Origin of the sequence: Thermomonas aquatica, assembly GCF_006337105.1 — a bacterium.
Lineage (GTDB): Bacteria > Pseudomonadota > Gammaproteobacteria > Xanthomonadales > Xanthomonadaceae > Thermomonas > Thermomonas aquatica.
This window is the reverse complement of the sequence record NZ_CP040871.1, coordinates 1,183,502-1,198,741: the sequence shown is the minus strand read 5'-3', so window position 1 is coordinate 1,198,741 and position 15,240 is coordinate 1,183,502. Positions and strand designations below refer to the sequence as shown.

13 protein-coding genes are annotated in these 15,240 nt (G+C 68.5%); 9 read left to right on the top strand and 4 right to left on the bottom strand.

What is annotated here, in order from left to right:
- The first annotated feature begins 11 nt into the window (after window positions 1-11).
- The 6 genes from murC to lpxC all read left to right on the top strand — a co-directional run bounded on the left by murC (window position 12) and on the right by lpxC (window position 6,922).
- A complete protein-coding gene (gene murC / locus FHQ07_RS05815) occupies window positions 12-1,454 on the top strand; it encodes a UDP-N-acetylmuramate--L-alanine ligase (protein ID WP_139715920.1) in 1,443 nt (480 codons plus the stop codon).
- Window positions 1,451-2,428 (top strand): D-alanine--D-alanine ligase, encoded by a 978-nt coding sequence (locus FHQ07_RS05810; RefSeq protein WP_139715919.1) that lies wholly within the window; start codon window positions 1,451-1,453, stop codon window positions 2,426-2,428. Before murC ends, FHQ07_RS05810 begins: the two co-directional genes overlap by 4 nt.
- Entirely contained in the window at window positions 2,425-3,210 is a 786-nt protein-coding gene (locus tag FHQ07_RS05805) for a cell division protein FtsQ/DivIB (RefSeq protein WP_139715918.1), read from the top strand. The genes FHQ07_RS05810 and FHQ07_RS05805 overlap by 4 nt, the downstream gene beginning before the upstream one ends.
- Window positions 3,207-4,442: a cell division protein FtsA gene (ftsA, locus tag FHQ07_RS05800; RefSeq protein WP_139715917.1), complete on the top strand. Its 1,236-nt coding sequence runs from the start codon at window positions 3,207-3,209 to the stop codon at window positions 4,440-4,442. The genes FHQ07_RS05805 and ftsA overlap by 4 nt, the downstream gene beginning before the upstream one ends.
- Before the next feature lie 135 nt (window positions 4,443-4,577).
- Window positions 4,578-5,816: a cell division protein FtsZ gene (gene ftsZ / locus FHQ07_RS05795; protein ID WP_139715916.1), complete on the top strand. Its 1,239-nt coding sequence runs from the start codon at window positions 4,578-4,580 to the stop codon at window positions 5,814-5,816.
- 191 nt (window positions 5,817-6,007) lie between these two features.
- On the top strand, window positions 6,008-6,922 hold the full coding sequence (gene lpxC, locus FHQ07_RS05790) for a UDP-3-O-acyl-N-acetylglucosamine deacetylase (RefSeq protein WP_139715915.1): 915 nt from the start codon (window positions 6,008-6,010) through the stop codon (window positions 6,920-6,922).
- A 91-nt stretch (window positions 6,923-7,013) separates the two neighbouring features.
- Here lpxC and FHQ07_RS14660 read toward each other — a convergent pair whose 3' ends face one another.
- Window positions 7,014-7,517 carry a DciA family protein gene (locus FHQ07_RS14660; RefSeq protein WP_338419631.1) on the bottom strand — a complete coding sequence of 168 codons (504 nt, stop codon included), beginning with the start codon at window positions 7,515-7,517 and terminating at the stop codon, window positions 7,014-7,016.
- Between the two features lie 24 nt (window positions 7,518-7,541).
- Between FHQ07_RS14660 and FHQ07_RS05785 the strand changes: the two genes are divergently transcribed.
- The 3 genes from FHQ07_RS05785 to FHQ07_RS05775 all read left to right on the top strand — a co-directional run bounded on the left by FHQ07_RS05785 (window position 7,542) and on the right by FHQ07_RS05775 (window position 12,392).
- Entirely contained in the window at window positions 7,542-8,498 is a 957-nt protein-coding gene (locus tag FHQ07_RS05785) for a M23 family metallopeptidase (RefSeq protein WP_240703556.1), read from the top strand.
- A gap of 146 nt (window positions 8,499-8,644) precedes the next feature.
- A complete protein-coding gene (gene secA, locus FHQ07_RS05780) occupies window positions 8,645-11,371 on the top strand; it encodes a preprotein translocase subunit SecA (protein ID WP_139715913.1) in 2,727 nt (908 codons plus the stop codon).
- 58 nt (window positions 11,372-11,429) lie between these two features.
- Window positions 11,430-12,392, top strand: coding sequence for a Nudix family hydrolase (locus tag FHQ07_RS05775; RefSeq protein WP_139715912.1), 963 nt, complete (start codon window positions 11,430-11,432; stop codon window positions 12,390-12,392).
- Window positions 12,393-12,442: 50 nt separating this feature from the next.
- Here FHQ07_RS05775 and coaE read toward each other — a convergent pair whose 3' ends face one another.
- Genes coaE through FHQ07_RS05760 form a run of 3 tightly spaced genes read right to left on the bottom strand, consistent with a single transcriptional unit; the run spans window position 12,443 to window position 15,240 of the window.
- Window positions 12,443-13,066, bottom strand: coding sequence for a dephospho-CoA kinase (gene coaE / locus FHQ07_RS05770; RefSeq protein ID WP_139715911.1), 624 nt, complete (start codon window positions 13,064-13,066; stop codon window positions 12,443-12,445).
- Window positions 13,067-13,086: 20 nt separating this feature from the next.
- Window positions 13,087-13,950, bottom strand: coding sequence for a prepilin peptidase (locus FHQ07_RS05765; RefSeq protein ID WP_139715910.1), 864 nt, complete (start codon window positions 13,948-13,950; stop codon window positions 13,087-13,089).
- 18 nt (window positions 13,951-13,968) lie between these two features.
- Window positions 13,969-15,240: a type II secretion system F family protein gene (locus FHQ07_RS05760; protein WP_139715909.1), complete on the bottom strand. Its 1,272-nt coding sequence runs from the start codon at window positions 15,238-15,240 to the stop codon at window positions 13,969-13,971.

Genomic DNA, 15,240 nt, shown 5'->3' with positions numbered 1-15,240 from the left:
GAAGCCGCCTGATGTCCGTCCACAGCCTGCGCCTGCAGCAGATCGGCGACCTCGCCAAGGCGTTCCCGCGCGTGCACTTCGTCGGCATCGGCGGCGTCGGCATGAGCGGCATCGCCGAAGTGCTGTGCACGCTCGGTTACCAGGTCAGCGGTTCCGACAATGCCGACAACGCGGTGACCAAGCGGCTGGCTGCGCTCGGCGCGACCATCAGCAAGGGCCATGCCGCGGCCAACGTGCTGGACGCCGACTGCATCGTGGTCAGCAGCGCGATCAAGCCCGACAACCCCGAATTGCTGGAAGCGCGCGCGCAACGCATCCCGATCGTGCCGCGCGCGGAAATGCTGGCCGAGTTGATGCGCTTCCGCCGCGGCATCGCGGTGGCGGGTACGCATGGCAAGACCACCACCACTTCGCTGCTCGCCAGCGTGCTGGCCGAAGGCGGCCTGGACCCGACCTTCGTGATCGGCGGGCAGTTGCTCGCGGCCGGCGCGAATGCGCGCCTCGGTGGCGGCCAGTGGCTGGTGGCCGAAGCCGACGAGAGCGACGGCAGCTTCCTGCGCCTGAATCCCGCGGTCGCCATCGTCACCAATATCGATGCCGACCACCTGGAGAACTACGGCGGCGATTTCGCGCGGGTGAAGGCGGCGTTCTCCGAATTCCTGCACCGCCTGCCGTTCTACGGCCTCGCCGTGCTGTGCATCGACGATGCCGAAGTCGCCGCGCTGGCCGCGAACACCCCGCGCCACGTGGTCACCTACGGCTTCGCGCCGCATGCCGACGTGCGCGCCGAGGACGTTTCGCAGCAGGGCGCGCGCATGCATTTCAGCCTGTGCCTGCCGGACGGTTCGCGCACGCCGGTGACGCTGGCGCTGCCCGGCCGCCACAACGTGCAGAACGCGCTGGCGGCGTCCGCGGTGGCCTGGCAGCTGGGTGTCGGCAACGACGCCATCGCCCGCGCGCTGCAGAACTTCGCCGGCATCGGGCGTCGCTTCAACCAGCTCGCGAAGTTGCCGCTGGACGGCGGCGGCGAGGTAGTGCTGGTCGACGACTATGGCCACCATCCGAAGGAACTCGCGGCGGTGTTCGACGCCGCGCGCGGCGGCTGGGGCGACAAGCGCCTGGTGGTCGCGTTCCAGCCGCATCGCTATTCGCGCACCCGCGACCTGTTCGACGAATTCGCGGCGGTGCTGTCCACCGTCGATGCGCTGGTGCTGACCGAGGTGTACCCGGCCGGCGAGGCACCGATCGCCGGCGCCGATGCCAAGTCGCTGGCGCGTTCGATCCGCACCCGCGGCCGCGTCGATCCGGTGGTGGTCGCCAGCGCCGGCGAACTGCGCGATGCGCTGGCCGGGGTGCTGCGCGACGGCGACCTGCTGCTGATGATGGGCGCGGGCGACATCGGCGCGGCGGCGCAAGCGATCGCCCGCAATGGCTTCGATGGAGAAGGCGCATGACGGCCACGGTTTTCCCGCCGCTGCGCATCGCCGACCCGCGCGCGTTCGGCCGCGTCGCCGTGCTGATGGGCGGCAGCAGCGCGGAGCGCGAGGTCTCGCTGGATTCCGGCCGCAACGTGCTGGCGGCGCTGCAGGCGCGCGGCGTCGATGCGCATGCGGTGGACGGCATCCCGGCGCTGGTCGATGCGCTGGTCAGCGGCAAGTTCGACCGGGTGTTCAACATCCTGCACGGCAACAAGGGCGGCGGCGAAGACGGCGTGCTGCAGGGCCTGCTGGACGCCTTCGAGGTGCCGTACACCGGCTGCGGGGTGCTGGCCAGCGCGCTGACCATGGACAAGATCCGCACCAAGCAGGTGTGGATCAGCGCCGGCCTGCCGACGCCGAAGTTCCTGCGCCTGGCGCCTGGCGCCGACGTGCGTGCGGCCGCGCTGGAGCTCGGCCTGCCGGTGTTCGTGAAGCCGTCCAGCGAAGGTTCCAGCGTCGGCGTGGCGCGCGTGGTCGACGAGGCCGCGATCGGCGAAGCCGTCCGCGTCGCCGATGCCTACGGCGGCGAGATGCTGATGGAGCAGATGGTGGTCGGCGACGAATTGACCGTCGGCATCCTCGGCGAGGTCGCGCTGCCGTCGATCCGGATCGTGCCGAAGGGCGAGTGGTACGACTACAACGCCAAGTACATCGCCGACGATACCCAGTACCTGTGCCCGGGCCTGGAAGGCGCGCAGGAAGACGAGATCCGCCGCATCGCGCTGGCCGCGTTCCGCGCCGCCGGCTGCACCGGCTGGGGCCGGGTCGACGTGATGCGCGACCGCGCCAGCGGCGCGCTGACCCTGCTGGAAGTGAACACCGCGCCGGGCATGACCAGCCATTCGCTGGTGCCGAAGGCGGCACGCCAGCTCGGGGTGGAATTCGACGAGTTGTGCTGGCGCATCCTCGAGCAGTCCATGCCGGTCCGGGACGCGGAGGCGCGCGCTTGAGCGCGATGCTGCGACTGCTGGCGTGGATCCTCGCCGTGGCATTGGTGCTGCTGCCGGTGGTGGCCGTGGTCAACGGCTGGGTGGCCGGCGCGCAGTTCCCGCTGCGCACCTTGCGCGTGCAAGGGGCTTTGCAGCGCGTCGACGAAGCGAAATTGCGCGCCACCGTGCTGCCGTATGCCCGGCGCGGTTTCTTCGCGGTGCAGCCGGACCGGATCCAGGCGGCGCTCGGCGCGCTGCCGTGGGTGGAGCGCGCGGAAGTCCGCAAGCACTGGCCGGACGTGCTGGAAGTGCGGATCAGCGAGCATCGCCCGTTCGCCCGCTGGGGCAAGGATCGCCTGCTGTCCGAGCAGGGCCGGCTGTTCCCGGCGCGGGGCGTGCAGGTGCCGGCCGGGCTGCCCTTGCTGGACGGGCCGGATGCGCGCGCCCCCGAGGTGGTCGCGCTGTACAACCAGGCGCGCGAACGGCTGGCGAATGTCGGCGGCGTGCGCGGCGTGGCGCTGGATGCGCGCGGCAGCTGGTCGATCACCCTCGCCAACGGCACCGAAGTGGTGCTCGGCCGCAACGACCCCGACGCACGGCTGCAGCGCTTCGCGCCGCTGCTGCCGCGGCTGGCGGCGCAACACCCGGGCCAGCGCCTGGCGCGCGCCGACCTGCGCTACACCAATGGATTCGCGCTGACCTGGGCCGACCTGCCGAAGGTGCCCGAGGCCGCAGCACCGCTCCCCCAGCCCGTGGCCGCCTCGGTGCGCAATGGGACTACGTTGATGGAAGAAATCGCATGAACCGCAAGGGCGACAAGTCGCTGATCGTCGGCCTCGACATCGGCACCTCCAAGGTCACCGCACTGGTCGGCGAATACGCGCCGGGCGAACCGATCGAGGTGATCGGCATCGGCTCGCACGAATCGCGCGGCCTGCGCCGCGGCGTGGTGGTCGACATCGATTCCACCGTGCAGTCGATCCAGCGCGCGGTGGAAGAGGCCGAACTGATGGCCGGCTGCGAGGTGCGCAGCGTGTATGCGTCGATTTCCGGCAACCACGTGCAATGCCGCAACTCGCAGGGCATCGCCCCGATCCGCGACGGCGAAGTGACCTACGGCGACCTCGACCGGGTGCTGGAGGCGGCGAAGGCCGTCGCCATCCCGGCCGACCAGAAGATCCTGCACGCGATCCCGCGCGACTACGTGCTGGACGATTCGCAGGAAGGCATCCGCAACCCGGTCGGCATGAGCGGGGTGCGCCTGGAGGTGCATGCGCACCTGGTGGTGTGCGCGCAGTCGGCGGCGGCCAACATCAGCAAGTGCGTGCAGCGCTGCGGCCTGCAGGTCGACGACCTGGTGCTGTCCTCGCTGGCCTCGAGCACCGCGGTGCTGACCCCGGACGAGCGCGAGCTCGGCGTGGTGCTGGTCGACATGGGCGCCGGCACCACCGACATCGCGGTGTTCGTGCAGGGCGCGATCAGCCATACCGCCTCGCTGCCGGTGGCCGGCGACAAGGTCACCGAGGACATCGCGCACATGCTGCGCACGCCCACCCCGGAAGCCGAGCAGATCAAGGTGCGCTACGCCTGCGCGCTGGCCCAGCTGGCGCGCGCCGAGGAAAGCATCCAGGTGCCCAGCGTCGGCGACCGCCCGCCGCGCCGGCTGCCGCGCCACGCATTGGCGCAGGCGGTGCAGGCGCGCTACGAGGAGATCTTCGAGATGGTGCAGGCCGAACTGCGCCGTTCCGGCTTCGAGCAGCTGGTCCGCGCCGGCATGGTGCTGACCGGCGGCGCCTCGAAGATGGAAGGCGTGGTCGAGCTGGCGGAAGAGATGCTGCAGATGCCGGTGCGGATCGGCATCCCGCAGCACGTCACCGGGCTCGGCGAAGTGGTGGGCAACCCGGTGCACGCCACCGGCGTCGGCCTGCTGCTGATGGGCAGCCAGATCGAGAACCCGCGGCGTTCGGTGCTGCCGAGCAGCAAGGTCGGCGGCCTGTTCGGCAAGTTGAGCAAGTGGTACCGCGGCGAGTTCTGAAGATCCAACGCCGGCGCGAGGGCGCGGCGGCGTGCGGTGGGTAGGGCGGAGTGCGGGCAACACGACATCCAGCCAAGCAACACATCCAAGCAAGCAAACTCTCGAACAAGCAACACATAACAAGAGGACACGGACATGGCGCATTTCGAACTGGTTGAAAAGATGGCACCGAACGCGGTGATCAAGGTCGTGGGCGTGGGTGGCGGCGGCGGCAACGCCGTGGCGCACATGGTCAACAGCAACGTGGAAGGCGTGGAGTTCATCACCGCCAACACCGACTCGCAGGCGATCAAGAACTGCGGCGCCAAGCTGCAGCTTCAGCTCGGCGGCAACGTCACCAAGGGCCTGGGCGCAGGCGCGAACCCGGAGGTCGGCCGCCAGGCCGCGCTGGAAGACCGCGAAGTGATCATGGATGCGCTGCAGGGCGCGGACATGGTGTTCATCACCGCCGGCATGGGCGGCGGCACCGGTACCGGCGCCGCGCCGGTGGTGGCGCAGCTGGCCAAGGAGATGGGCATCCTGACCGTGGCCGTGGTCACCAAGCCGTTCCCGTTCGAAGGCCGCCGCCGCATGCAGGTGGCGCTGAAGGGCATCGAGGAACTGAGCCAGCACTGCGACTCGCTGATCACCATCCCGAACGAGAAGCTGATCAGCGTGCTCGGCCGCAACGCGACCATGATCCAGGCCTTCCGCGCCGCCAACGACGTGCTGCTGGGCGCGGTGCAGGGCATCGCCGACCTGATCGTCAGCCCCGGCCTGATCAACGTCGACTTCGCCGACGTGCGCACCGTCATGTCCGAGATGGGCCTGGCGATGATGGGCACCGGCACCGCGCGCGGCGACGATCGCGCCCAGGCCGCGGCCGAGGCGGCGATCCGCAACCCGCTGCTGGACGACGTCAACCTGCACGGCGCCAACGGCGTGCTGGTCAACATCACCTCCGGCTCCGACCTGACCATGTCCGAGTTCGACGAGATCGGCCGCGTGGTCGGCGAATTCGCCTCCGAGGATGCCACCGTGGTGATCGGCTGCGCGCTCAACCCGGACATGCAGGACGAAGTCCGCGTCACCGTGGTCGCCACCGGCCTGAACCGCGCCAGCGGCCGCCAGCCGGTGCGCGGCGAGCGCACTGAGGCGCGCTTCGAGACCGGTTACGACGCCCCGCGCCGCCCGCAGGTGCAGCTGATCCAGGGCAAGCGCGACGGCACCACCGGCATGATGATCGACGAGGTCGCCGATCCGTTCGTGCCGAACGCCGGCCCCAGCTTCGTCGGCGGCCTGCGTCGCGGCGCCGAATCCGCGCCCGCCGTGGCGGAACTGCCGAAGGACGATTACCTGGATATTCCGGCGTTCCTGCGCCGCCAGGCCGATTGATCCGGCGGTACTGATCCAAGCGCCTCCCCGTCCGGGGCGGCGGCCATGTCCTGAGCGCGCCGGGTTGCCCGTCCGGCGTGCCTTCCGGTCGGTCGGCGTTGTGCCGGCCGGCCACTTTCGCCATCGTTGCAGCCTCGGAACACTGCGGTGTTTACGTTCAGGTTCAGCGTTCAGGGTGGTAATCTGCAACGATGCTGCGCCAGCGCACCCTCAAGAACCTGATCCGCGCCACCGGCGTGGGTTTGCACAGCGGCGAGAAGGTCTTCCTGACCCTGCGCCCGGCCCCGGTGGACACCGGCATCGTGTTCCGCCGCACCGATCTTGCCCCGGTGGTCGAGATCCCGGCCGACGCCAACCTGGTCAGCGAAACCGTGCTGTGCACCGGCCTGTCCTGCGGCGATGCCAAGGTGCAGACCGTCGAGCACCTGCTTTCGGCGCTCGCGGGACTGGGCATCGATAACGCCTACATCGAGCTGACCGCGCCGGAAGTGCCGATCATGGACGGCTCCGCCGGCCCGTTCGTGTTCCTGCTGCAGTCCGCCGGGATCGAGGAACAGCACGCGCCCAAGCGCTTCATCCGCATCAAGCGGGCGGTGGAAGTGCGCGAGGGCGACAAGGTCGCCCGCTTCGAGCCCTACGACGGCTTCCGCATCGGCTTCACCGTCGAGTTCAAGCATCCGGCGATCCCGGCCTCGCTGTCGCGCGCCGAAGTCGATTTCTCGACCGAAGCCTACGTGCGCGAAGTCAGCCGCGCCCGCACCTTCGGCTTCATGCGCGACCTGGAGTACATGCGCGAGCGCAACCTCGGCCTGGGCGGTTCGATGGACAATGCCATCGTGCTGGACGAGTTCCGGGTGTTGAACGAGGACGGCCTGCGCTACGCCGACGAATTCGTCCGCCACAAGATCCTCGATGCGGTGGGCGACCTCTACCTGGCCGGCCATGCGGTCATCGGCGCGTTCGAGGGCTTCAAGTCCGGCCATGCGCTGAACAACAAGCTGGTGCGGGCCTTGCTGGCCGATGTCGAGGCCTGGGAAGAGGTGAGTTACACCGATCCCGTGGCCGCCCCGCCGGTGTTGTACGGAACTGCGGTTCCCGCTACCTGAATCCTCCGCGCCCTGTGATCGTCGTGTGAACCAGCGCACGCATTCAGGGTCTGGATTTCGGTTTATTTAACAAAATCACGGACTTGTGCCGTTAGGATGCCCCGCTGGCCGGTCCAGTGGGCGCTTTTCGTGTCCGCCGCGATCCGGCCTTGCGGTCTCCCCCGGCGCCTTCTTGCGCGTCAGACCGCAGCAATGCCAGGGCAGCAGCCAATTGCGATTGGCCGGCCGCCGAGACATTCGGTTTGGCGGTGCGTGCGGCCGGCGGTACGGGTCGCAACGGTTGCAGGGTCGTCTTGACGCTCAACCCCGCCACATCGAGCCCGACGGAGCGGGCGGCGTCGACCAGTTCCCGTGTGGCCAGCCGCAACTTGGCATGCCAGACCGGCGCGTCGACGACGAAAACGAGCTTGTCGCCCCGCACATTCGCCAGCCGCGCATGTGCGGCCAGACCCGACGGCAAGTGGGGGCGCAACAACCGATCCACCGCGTCGAGCCACAGGGCGCGGCGCAAGGGGTTCCCGGCGGCTTCCGCGAACAGCGCATCCAGCGCGGCGCGGGGCCCGGCGGGGGTCGCGGTCCCCGGTTTCGGGGGCATGGATCGAAAACCAGGCATTCAGTGATGACCGAAACAAACCAGCGATACGGGAATTCCCTACACGATACGCGCCAGCGCCTCGCCGCGCTGGCCTGCAAGCTGCGCTTCCAGGCTCTGCGTCGCCCCTTGGCTGCCGTTGGCGCCCTGTTGGCGGTTGGCGTCCTGTTGGGCGCGGGCGCTCGCAGCGCGGTGGGGCTGGCGGAAGTCGAAGCCCTGCAGGCCGCCGATGCCAGCCGCCAGGCCGAGCTGGACAAGGTCCGCCGCGAGGCCCAGCACGAAGTCAACGCGCTGGCCGCGCGCCTGGCCGAGCTGCAGGCCCAGGCCAACCGCCTGAACGCGCTCGGCGCGCGCCTGACCCAGGCCGGCCAGCTGCAGGACGGCGAATTCGAATTCGACAAGCCGGTCGGCCAGGGTGGCGCCGGCCATGCCAGCGACATGCCGCCGGCCGAGCTGCGCCAGCGCCTGGCCGCGCTGGAAAGCCAGTACCGCGATGCGGATACCCAGCTGTCGGTGCTGGAGTCGCTGCTGTTCAACCGCGAACTGGACCGCAATGCGATGCCCTCGCGCGACCCGATCGCGGGCAGCTACATCACCTCCGGTTTCGGCGGCCGCGCCGATCCGTTCGGTGGCGGCCACCAGTTCCACAAGGGCATCGACTTCGAGGCCGATGTCGGCGATCCGGTGCTGGCGGTGGCCGATGGCGTGGTCAGCTATTCAGGCGTGCGTTCCGGCTACGGCAACGTGGTCGAGGTCGACCACGGCAATGGCTACGTCACCCGCTACGCGCACAACTCGCGGCTGACCCGCAACGTGGGCGACCTGGTCCGCAGCGGCCAGGAAATCGCCAAGGCCGGCTCCACCGGGCGCTCCACCGGCGCGCACGTGCATTTCGAAGTCTGGCAGGACGGCGTGGTGGTCAATCCCCGCAAGTTCCTGGGCCACAACGACGCGCTGGCGCGTCACGGGCCGGCGCGCGGCTGACATCGCCGCGCGGGAGGCTTGCAAGCGTCGCAAGCCGCCTCCAGTTACACTATCCGACTGCCAAAACGGGCGTTCGACGCCCGTTTTTGCCGTTTGCCCATTCCGATGCCGCGCCCAGCGCGCATCCCGCCAGGATCCGCACTTCCATGCTCAACAGCCTGCTCACCAGCGTCTTCGGCAGCCGCAACGAACGCCTGCTCAAGCAACTTTCCGGCATCGTCAAGAAGATCAACGCGCTCGAGCCGCAGATGCAGGCGCTCTCGGACGAGGCGCTGAAGGCCAAGACCGAGGAGTTCAAGGAGCGCCACGCCAAGGGCGAATCGCTGGACAAGCTGCTGCCGGAAGCGTTCGCGGTCTGCCGCGAAGCCTCGGTGCGCGTGTACGGCATGCGCCATTTCGACGTGCAGCTGATCGGCGGCATGGTCCTGCACGGCGGCAAGATCGCCGAGATGCGCACCGGCGAGGGCAAGACCCTGACCGCGACCCTGGCGGTGTACCTCAACGCGCTGGAAGGCAAGGGCGTGCACGTGGTCACGGTCAACGACTACCTGGCCCGCCGCGACGCCGCGCAGATGGGCAAGCTGTACAACTGGCTGGGCCTCTCGGTCGGCGTGGTCTACCCGGGCATGCCGCATTCCGACAAGGGCGCGGCCTACAACGCCGACATCACCTACGGCACCAACAACGAATTCGGCTTCGACTACCTGCGCGACAACATGGCACTGGCCAGGGAGGACCGCTTCCAGCGCGGCCTCAACTACGCGATCGTCGACGAGGTGGACTCGATCCTGATCGACGAGGCGCGCACCCCGCTGATCATCTCCGGTCCGGCCGACGAATCGCCGGAGCTGTACGTGCGGGTCAACCAGATCGTGCCCTCGCTGACCCGGCAGGAGAAGGAAGACAGCCCCGGCGACTTCTGGGTCGACGAGAAGGCCAAGCAGGTGCACATGTCCGAAGCGGGCCAGGAGCACGCCGAGGAGCTGCTGCGCGCCGCCGGCATCCTGACCGAGGACGAGGGCCTGTACGCCGCGCACAACATCCACGTGGTCCACCACCTCAACGCGGCGATGCGCGCGCATGCGATCTACCAGGTCGACGTCGACTACATCGTGCGCGACGGCGAAGTCATCATCGTCGACGAATTCACCGGCCGCACCCTGCCGGGCCGCCGCTGGTCCGACGGCCTGCACCAGGCGGTGGAGGCGAAGGAAGGCGTGGCGGTGCAGCGCGAGAACCAGACGCTGGCCTCGGTCACCTTCCAGAACCTGTTCCGCATGTACAGGAAGCTGTCCGGCATGACCGGCACGGCGGATACCGAAGCCTACGAATTCCAGAACATCTACGGGCTGGAAGTGGTGGTGATCCCCACCCACCGGCCGATGGTGCGCAAGGACCACTCCGACCTGGTGTTCCTCAACCGCGCCGGCAAGTACCGCGCGGTGGCCAACGAGATCAAGGGCTGCGCCGAGCGCGGCCAGCCGGTGCTGGTCGGCACCACCTCGATCGAGGTGTCGGAGCTGCTGAGCGACGCCCTGCGCGAAGCCGGCATCGCCCACGAGGTGCTCAACGCCAAGCAGCACGAGCGCGAAGCCCATATCGTCGCCAATGCCGGCGCGCCGGGGGCGGTGACCATCGCCACCAACATGGCCGGCCGCGGCACCGACATCGTGCTGGGCGGTTCGCTGGATGCCGAACTCGCCATGCTCGGCGAGGACGCGCCGCAAGCGGAGAAGGACCGCATCAAGGCCGAATGGCAGGTCCGCCACGACGCGGTCAAGGCCGCCGGCGGGCTGCACATCGTCGGCACCGAACGCCACGAAAGCCGCCGCATCGACAACCAGCTGCGCGGCCGCTCCGGCCGCCAGGGCGACCCGGGCTCGTCCCGCTTCTACCTGTCGCTGGAAGACAACCTGATGCGCATCTTCGCCGCCGACTGGGTGCAGAAGGTGATGGCGCGGATGGGCCTGAAGGAAGACGACATCATCGAGTCGCCGCTGGTGACCAAGCAGATCGCCAACGCGCAGCGCAAGGTCGAGGCGCACAACTTCGACATCCGCAAGAACCTGCTGGATTTCGACGACGTCAACAACGACCAGCGCAAGGTGATCTACGGCCAGCGCGACGAGCTGCTGGAGGCCGAGAGCGTCAAGGACAACGTCGACGGCATCCGCCGCGACGTGGTCGGCGACCTGGTCGAGCGCTACGTGCCGGCCGATTCGGTCGACGACCAGTGGGACCTGCCGGGCCTGGAAGCGGAGCTCGCCGGCGAATTCGGCGTGCACGTGCCGCTGGTGCAGATGCACAAGGAGCACGAGGAACTGGACGCCGAACAGATCCAGGCCAAGGTGCAGGATGCGGTGGCCGAATTGTTCGCCAACAAGGAAACGCAAGTCGGCAGCGAGACCATGCGCATGCTGGAAAAGCACGTGATGCTCAACGTGCTGGACCAGAACTGGAAGGAGCACCTAGGGCGCATGGATTACCTGCGCCAGGGCATCCACCTGCGCGGTTACGCGCAGAAGCAGCCGAAGCAGGAATACAAGAAGGAAGCGTTCGAGCTGTTCTCCGAACTGCTGGAGAAGGTGAAGCGCGAAGTGGTCTCGCTGCTGGCGCGGGTGCGCATCCGCGACGAAGCCGAGATCGCCGCCGCCGAAGCCGAGGAGCGCGCGCGCGCCGAGGCGATGGCGCGGCAGATGCAGTTCCAGCACCCGGACATGGGCGGCCTGGGCGCGGACGAGGAGGCTGCCGCGGTGCAGCTGGCGCAGCAGCCGGAAGGCTATGGCGAAGAATTCAGCCGCATCGGCCGTAACGATCCCTGCCCGTGCGGCAGCGGCAAGAAGTTCAAGCACTGCCACGGCCAGCTGGCCTGAGCAGGGATCCGCGGGATCGGGAAAAGGGGCCGTTGGCCCCTTTTCCTATACTGGCGCGATGAAACAGGTACACGTCGTCGCCGGCGTCATCCGCGATGCGCGCGGCCGCGTCCTGCTGGCGCGCCGCACCGAGGGCCGCGACCTGGCCGGCCTGTGGGAATTCCCGGGCGGCAAGGTCGAGCCCGGCGAATCGGCCGAGGCGGCGCTGGTGCGCGAGCTGCGCGAGGAACTGGGCATCGAGGCCCGGGTCGACGCTGCGCTGATCCGGGTACCGCAGCGGTACCCGGACAAGCGCCTGCTGCTCGACGTGCGGCATATCCGGTTCACCGGCACGCCGAAGGGGCTCGACGGGCAGGCGCTAGCCTGGGCGCCGCCGCACACACTGGCCGGCTATCCGATGCCGCCTGCGGATCGACCCGTGGTGGCGGCGCTGTTGAAGCCGGATCGGTACCTGGTCACCCCTGCGCCCGAAGACGACCAGGCCTGGCTGGCGGCGCTGGCGCGCGCGCTGGCGCGCGGCGTGCGATGCGTGCAACTGCGCGCCCCCGGCCTCGATGCGCGGCGCTGGTCGCGGCTGGTCGCGCAGGCGGTGGCGCTGTGCCGCGAGGCGGGCGTGGAAACGCTGCTGAATGGCGACGCGGCCCTGGCCGGACGGGTGGGCATAGGCCTGCACCTGCGCTCCGCGCAATTGCACCAGGCCGGGATCGGCGAAGCGATCGCGCCACTGAAAGCCGCCGGCCGCAGCATCGGCGCGTCCTGCCATGACGTGCAGGACCTGCTGCAGGCGGAGCGATTGGGCTGCGATTTCGCCGTGCTGGGGCCGCTACTGCAGACCCGGACCCATCCTGGGGCGGCCGGGATCGGCTGGGATGCCTTCGCCGCGATGCGCGAGCGGGTGTCGCTGCCGGTCCATGCGATCGGCGGGTTGGTCAGCGACGACATCGGCATCGCACGCGCGCATGGCGCGCAGGGCATCGCCGCGATCCGGGGCCTTTGGGACGCGGGCGGGGCAGCGGAGTAAGTCCTGCGGCGGGGCGGATCCGCAGGATCCGGATACCCGATCGCGAGACCTCACGCGGCCCCATCCTGCTGCGCCAGGCCGCGATACAGCCGGTCCAGCGCGGCGACCTTTTCGCCCAGCGCATCCAGCGACCCATCGTTGACCAGCACGTCGTCGGCGATCGCCAGCCGTTGCCGGCGCGCGGCCTGCACCTCGATCATCCGCCGCGCCAGCAGCTCGTCGATGCCGTCGCGCTGCAGCAGGCGCTGCAATTGCACGGATTCCGGCACATCCACCACCAGGATCCGCCGCAGCCAGGGATAGGCCTGGCGGCCGCCGCCTTCCGCGAGCAGCGGCACCGCGGCGATCGCGTACGGCGTCGTCGCCTTCGCGCAAGTCGCATGCAGCAATTCGCGCACGCGCGGGTGGATGATGCCTTCCAGGCGCTTGCGCGCGTCCGGATCGGCGAATACCCGGCGGCGCATCGCCGGGCGGTCGAGGCTGCCGTCGGCGGCGAGCACGCCCGCGCCGAACATGTCGACCACGTCGGCGAGGCCATCGCTGCCGATCGCCACCGCGTCGCGCGCGGCCTGGTCGGCGTCGGCGACGGCGATGCCCAGCGCCTCGAAGCAGCGGCCGGCCTCGCTCTTGCCCGAGGCCACCCCTCCGGTCAGGCCGACCACGAACGCACTCATGGGGACCGGTCCATGCGCCGTCAGGCGAGCCCGGCGAAGCGCATGTACATGCCGACCAGGTCCCTGCCCCAGAAGAAGGTGATCCAGCCGGCGATGGCCAGGTACGGCCCGAACGGGATCGGCGTCGCCGTGTCCTTGCCCTTCATCGCCAGCCAGACCGAGCCGATCACCGCACCGACCAGCGACGAGATCAGCACCGTCGGGAGTATCCCGGCCAGCCCCGTCCACGCACCGAGCGCAGCGAGCAGCTTGAAATCGCCATGGCCCATGCCTTCCTTGCCGGTGAGCTGCTTGAACAGCCAGTACACCGACCACAGGCTCAGGTAACCGGCCATCGCGCCCAGCAGCGCGGCCTTCTGGCCGACGTATAGGTTCTCGATCGAGGCGACGAAACCCAGCCACATCAGGGGCAGGGTGAGCTGGTCCGGGAGCAGCCGGGTGCGCAGGTCGATCCCGGACATCGCGACCAGCAGGCCGGTCAGCAACATCGCGCCGAATCCCTTCCAGCCGAAACCGAACTTCCAGACGCAGGCCATGAACAGCAAGCCGGTCAGCAGTTCGACCAACGGATACTGGAACGAAATCGGCGCCTTGCAGCTGCGGCACTTGCCGCCCAGGGCCAGCCAGCTGAGCAGCGGGATGTTCTCGTACCAGGACAGCTGGTGCCCGCAGTGCGGGCAATGCGAGCGCTCGACCACGATGCCGGGCGGTGGCGGGTCGTACAGCTCGGGCTCCCCCAGGATCTCGCGGGCGTCGCGTTTCCACTGCCACTCGAGCCGCCTCGGCAGGCGCAGGATCACCACGTTGAGGAAGCTGCCGACCAGCAGCCCGAGTCCGGCCGCGGCGGGGCAGCCGAGGCCGGGGTGCGCATCAAGGTAAGCCATTCGTCTGCCCAGCCCGCCTCAACCCATCACGGTCATCGCGATCTTGAAGATCGGCAGGTACATCGCGATCACGATCGAACCGACCAGGCCGCCGATGATGACCATGATGAACGGCTCGATCAGGCTGGAGATCGCATCGACCGCATTGTTGACCTCTTCCTCGTAGAACTCGGCGACCTTGTACAGCATCGCATCCAGCGCGCCGGCTTCTTCGCCGATCGCGGTCATCTGCACCACCATGTGCGGGAACAGGTTGACCTGCTTCATCGCCACGTTCACTGGGTACCCGACCGCCACGTCGTTCTTCATGCGCAGCACGGCCTGTTCGTAGACCATGTTGCCGGTGGCGCCGGCGACGTTCTCCAGCGCTTCCACCAGCGGGACGCCGGCCCTGAAGGTGAGCGCCAGGGTGCGGGAGAAGCGGGCGATCGCGGAGTTGTGCAGAACCTGGCCGATCACCGGGATCTTCAGCATCATCCGGTCGATGAAATGTTTCAGGGCCGTCGAACGCTTGTAGAAGAACATGAAAACGCCGATCGCGATCGCGATGACGATCCCGAATAGCCACCACCACTTGACCAGATAGTCGGAAATCCCGAACACCAGCTCGGTGAATGCGGGGAGGTCGGCTCCGTAGCTCTGGAACGTTTCCTTGAAGACGGGAACGACGTAGATCAGGAGAATCGCGCAGATCAGGATCGCCACTGCGATGATCGCGGTCGGGTAGAACAGGGCTTTCTTGATCTTGCCCTTGATGGTTTCGATGTTTTCCTTGTAAGTCGCGATGGTGTCGAGGACTGTTTCCAGTACGCCGGACGATTCGCCTGCGCGCACCAGGTTGCGATAGAGCTCGTCGAACTGCACCGGATATTCGCTGAGCGCCTCGTAGATCGATGCGCCGCCCTCGATGTCGCCCTTCACGCCGCCGACCATCTTCTTCATGGCCGGGTTCTTCTGGCCGCTGCCGATGATCTCCAGCGCCATCACCAGCGGCACGCCGGACTTCATCATGGTCGCCAGCTGGCGGCTGAAGACGGCAATGTCCTTCGGCTTGATGCGGCTGGCGCCGCCGCCGAACATCGGCTTGCCCTTGGCCTTGACGACAGTCGGGGTGATGCCCTGCTTGCGCAGTTCGGCGCGCAACAGGTTGGCGTTCTTCGCCAGTTGCTCGCCCTTCATCACCACGCCGCGTTTGTCCTTGCCCTGCCAGACGAACTCGACCATCGGGTTGAGGCGGCGCGCTTCCGCCTGGGTCCTGGCCTTGCTAATTGCGGCTCTGCGTGCGGACAT

What these genes read in the sequence shown, in the direction of transcription:
- murC (WP_139715920.1), top strand. Translation starts at nt 12, where the DNA reads ATGTCCGTCCACAGCCTGCGCCTGCAGCAGATCGGCGACCTCGCCAAG.
- FHQ07_RS05810 (WP_139715919.1), top strand. Translation starts at nt 1,451, where the DNA reads ATGACGGCCACGGTTTTCCCGCCGCTGCGCATCGCCGACCCGCGCGCG.
- ftsA (WP_139715917.1), top strand. Translation starts at nt 3,207, where the DNA reads ATGAACCGCAAGGGCGACAAGTCGCTGATCGTCGGCCTCGACATCGGC.
- ftsZ (WP_139715916.1), top strand. Translation starts at nt 4,578, where the DNA reads ATGGCGCATTTCGAACTGGTTGAAAAGATGGCACCGAACGCGGTGATC.
- lpxC (WP_139715915.1), top strand. Translation starts at nt 6,008, where the DNA reads ATGCTGCGCCAGCGCACCCTCAAGAACCTGATCCGCGCCACCGGCGTG.
- FHQ07_RS14660 (WP_338419631.1), bottom strand. Translation starts at nt 7,517, where the DNA reads ATGCCCCCGAAACCGGGGACCGCGACCCCCGCCGGGCCCCGCGCCGCG.
- FHQ07_RS05785 (WP_240703556.1), top strand. Translation starts at nt 7,542, where the DNA reads ATGACCGAAACAAACCAGCGATACGGGAATTCCCTACACGATACGCGC.
- secA (WP_139715913.1), top strand. Translation starts at nt 8,645, where the DNA reads ATGCTCAACAGCCTGCTCACCAGCGTCTTCGGCAGCCGCAACGAACGC.
- FHQ07_RS05775 (WP_139715912.1), top strand. Translation starts at nt 11,430, where the DNA reads ATGAAACAGGTACACGTCGTCGCCGGCGTCATCCGCGATGCGCGCGGC.
- coaE (WP_139715911.1), bottom strand. Translation starts at nt 13,066, where the DNA reads ATGAGTGCGTTCGTGGTCGGCCTGACCGGAGGGGTGGCCTCGGGCAAG.
- FHQ07_RS05765 (WP_139715910.1), bottom strand. Translation starts at nt 13,950, where the DNA reads ATGGCTTACCTTGATGCGCACCCCGGCCTCGGCTGCCCCGCCGCGGCC.
- FHQ07_RS05760 (WP_139715909.1), bottom strand. Translation starts at nt 15,240, where the DNA reads ATGTCCGCACGCAGAGCCGCAATTAGCAAGGCCAGGACCCAGGCGGAA.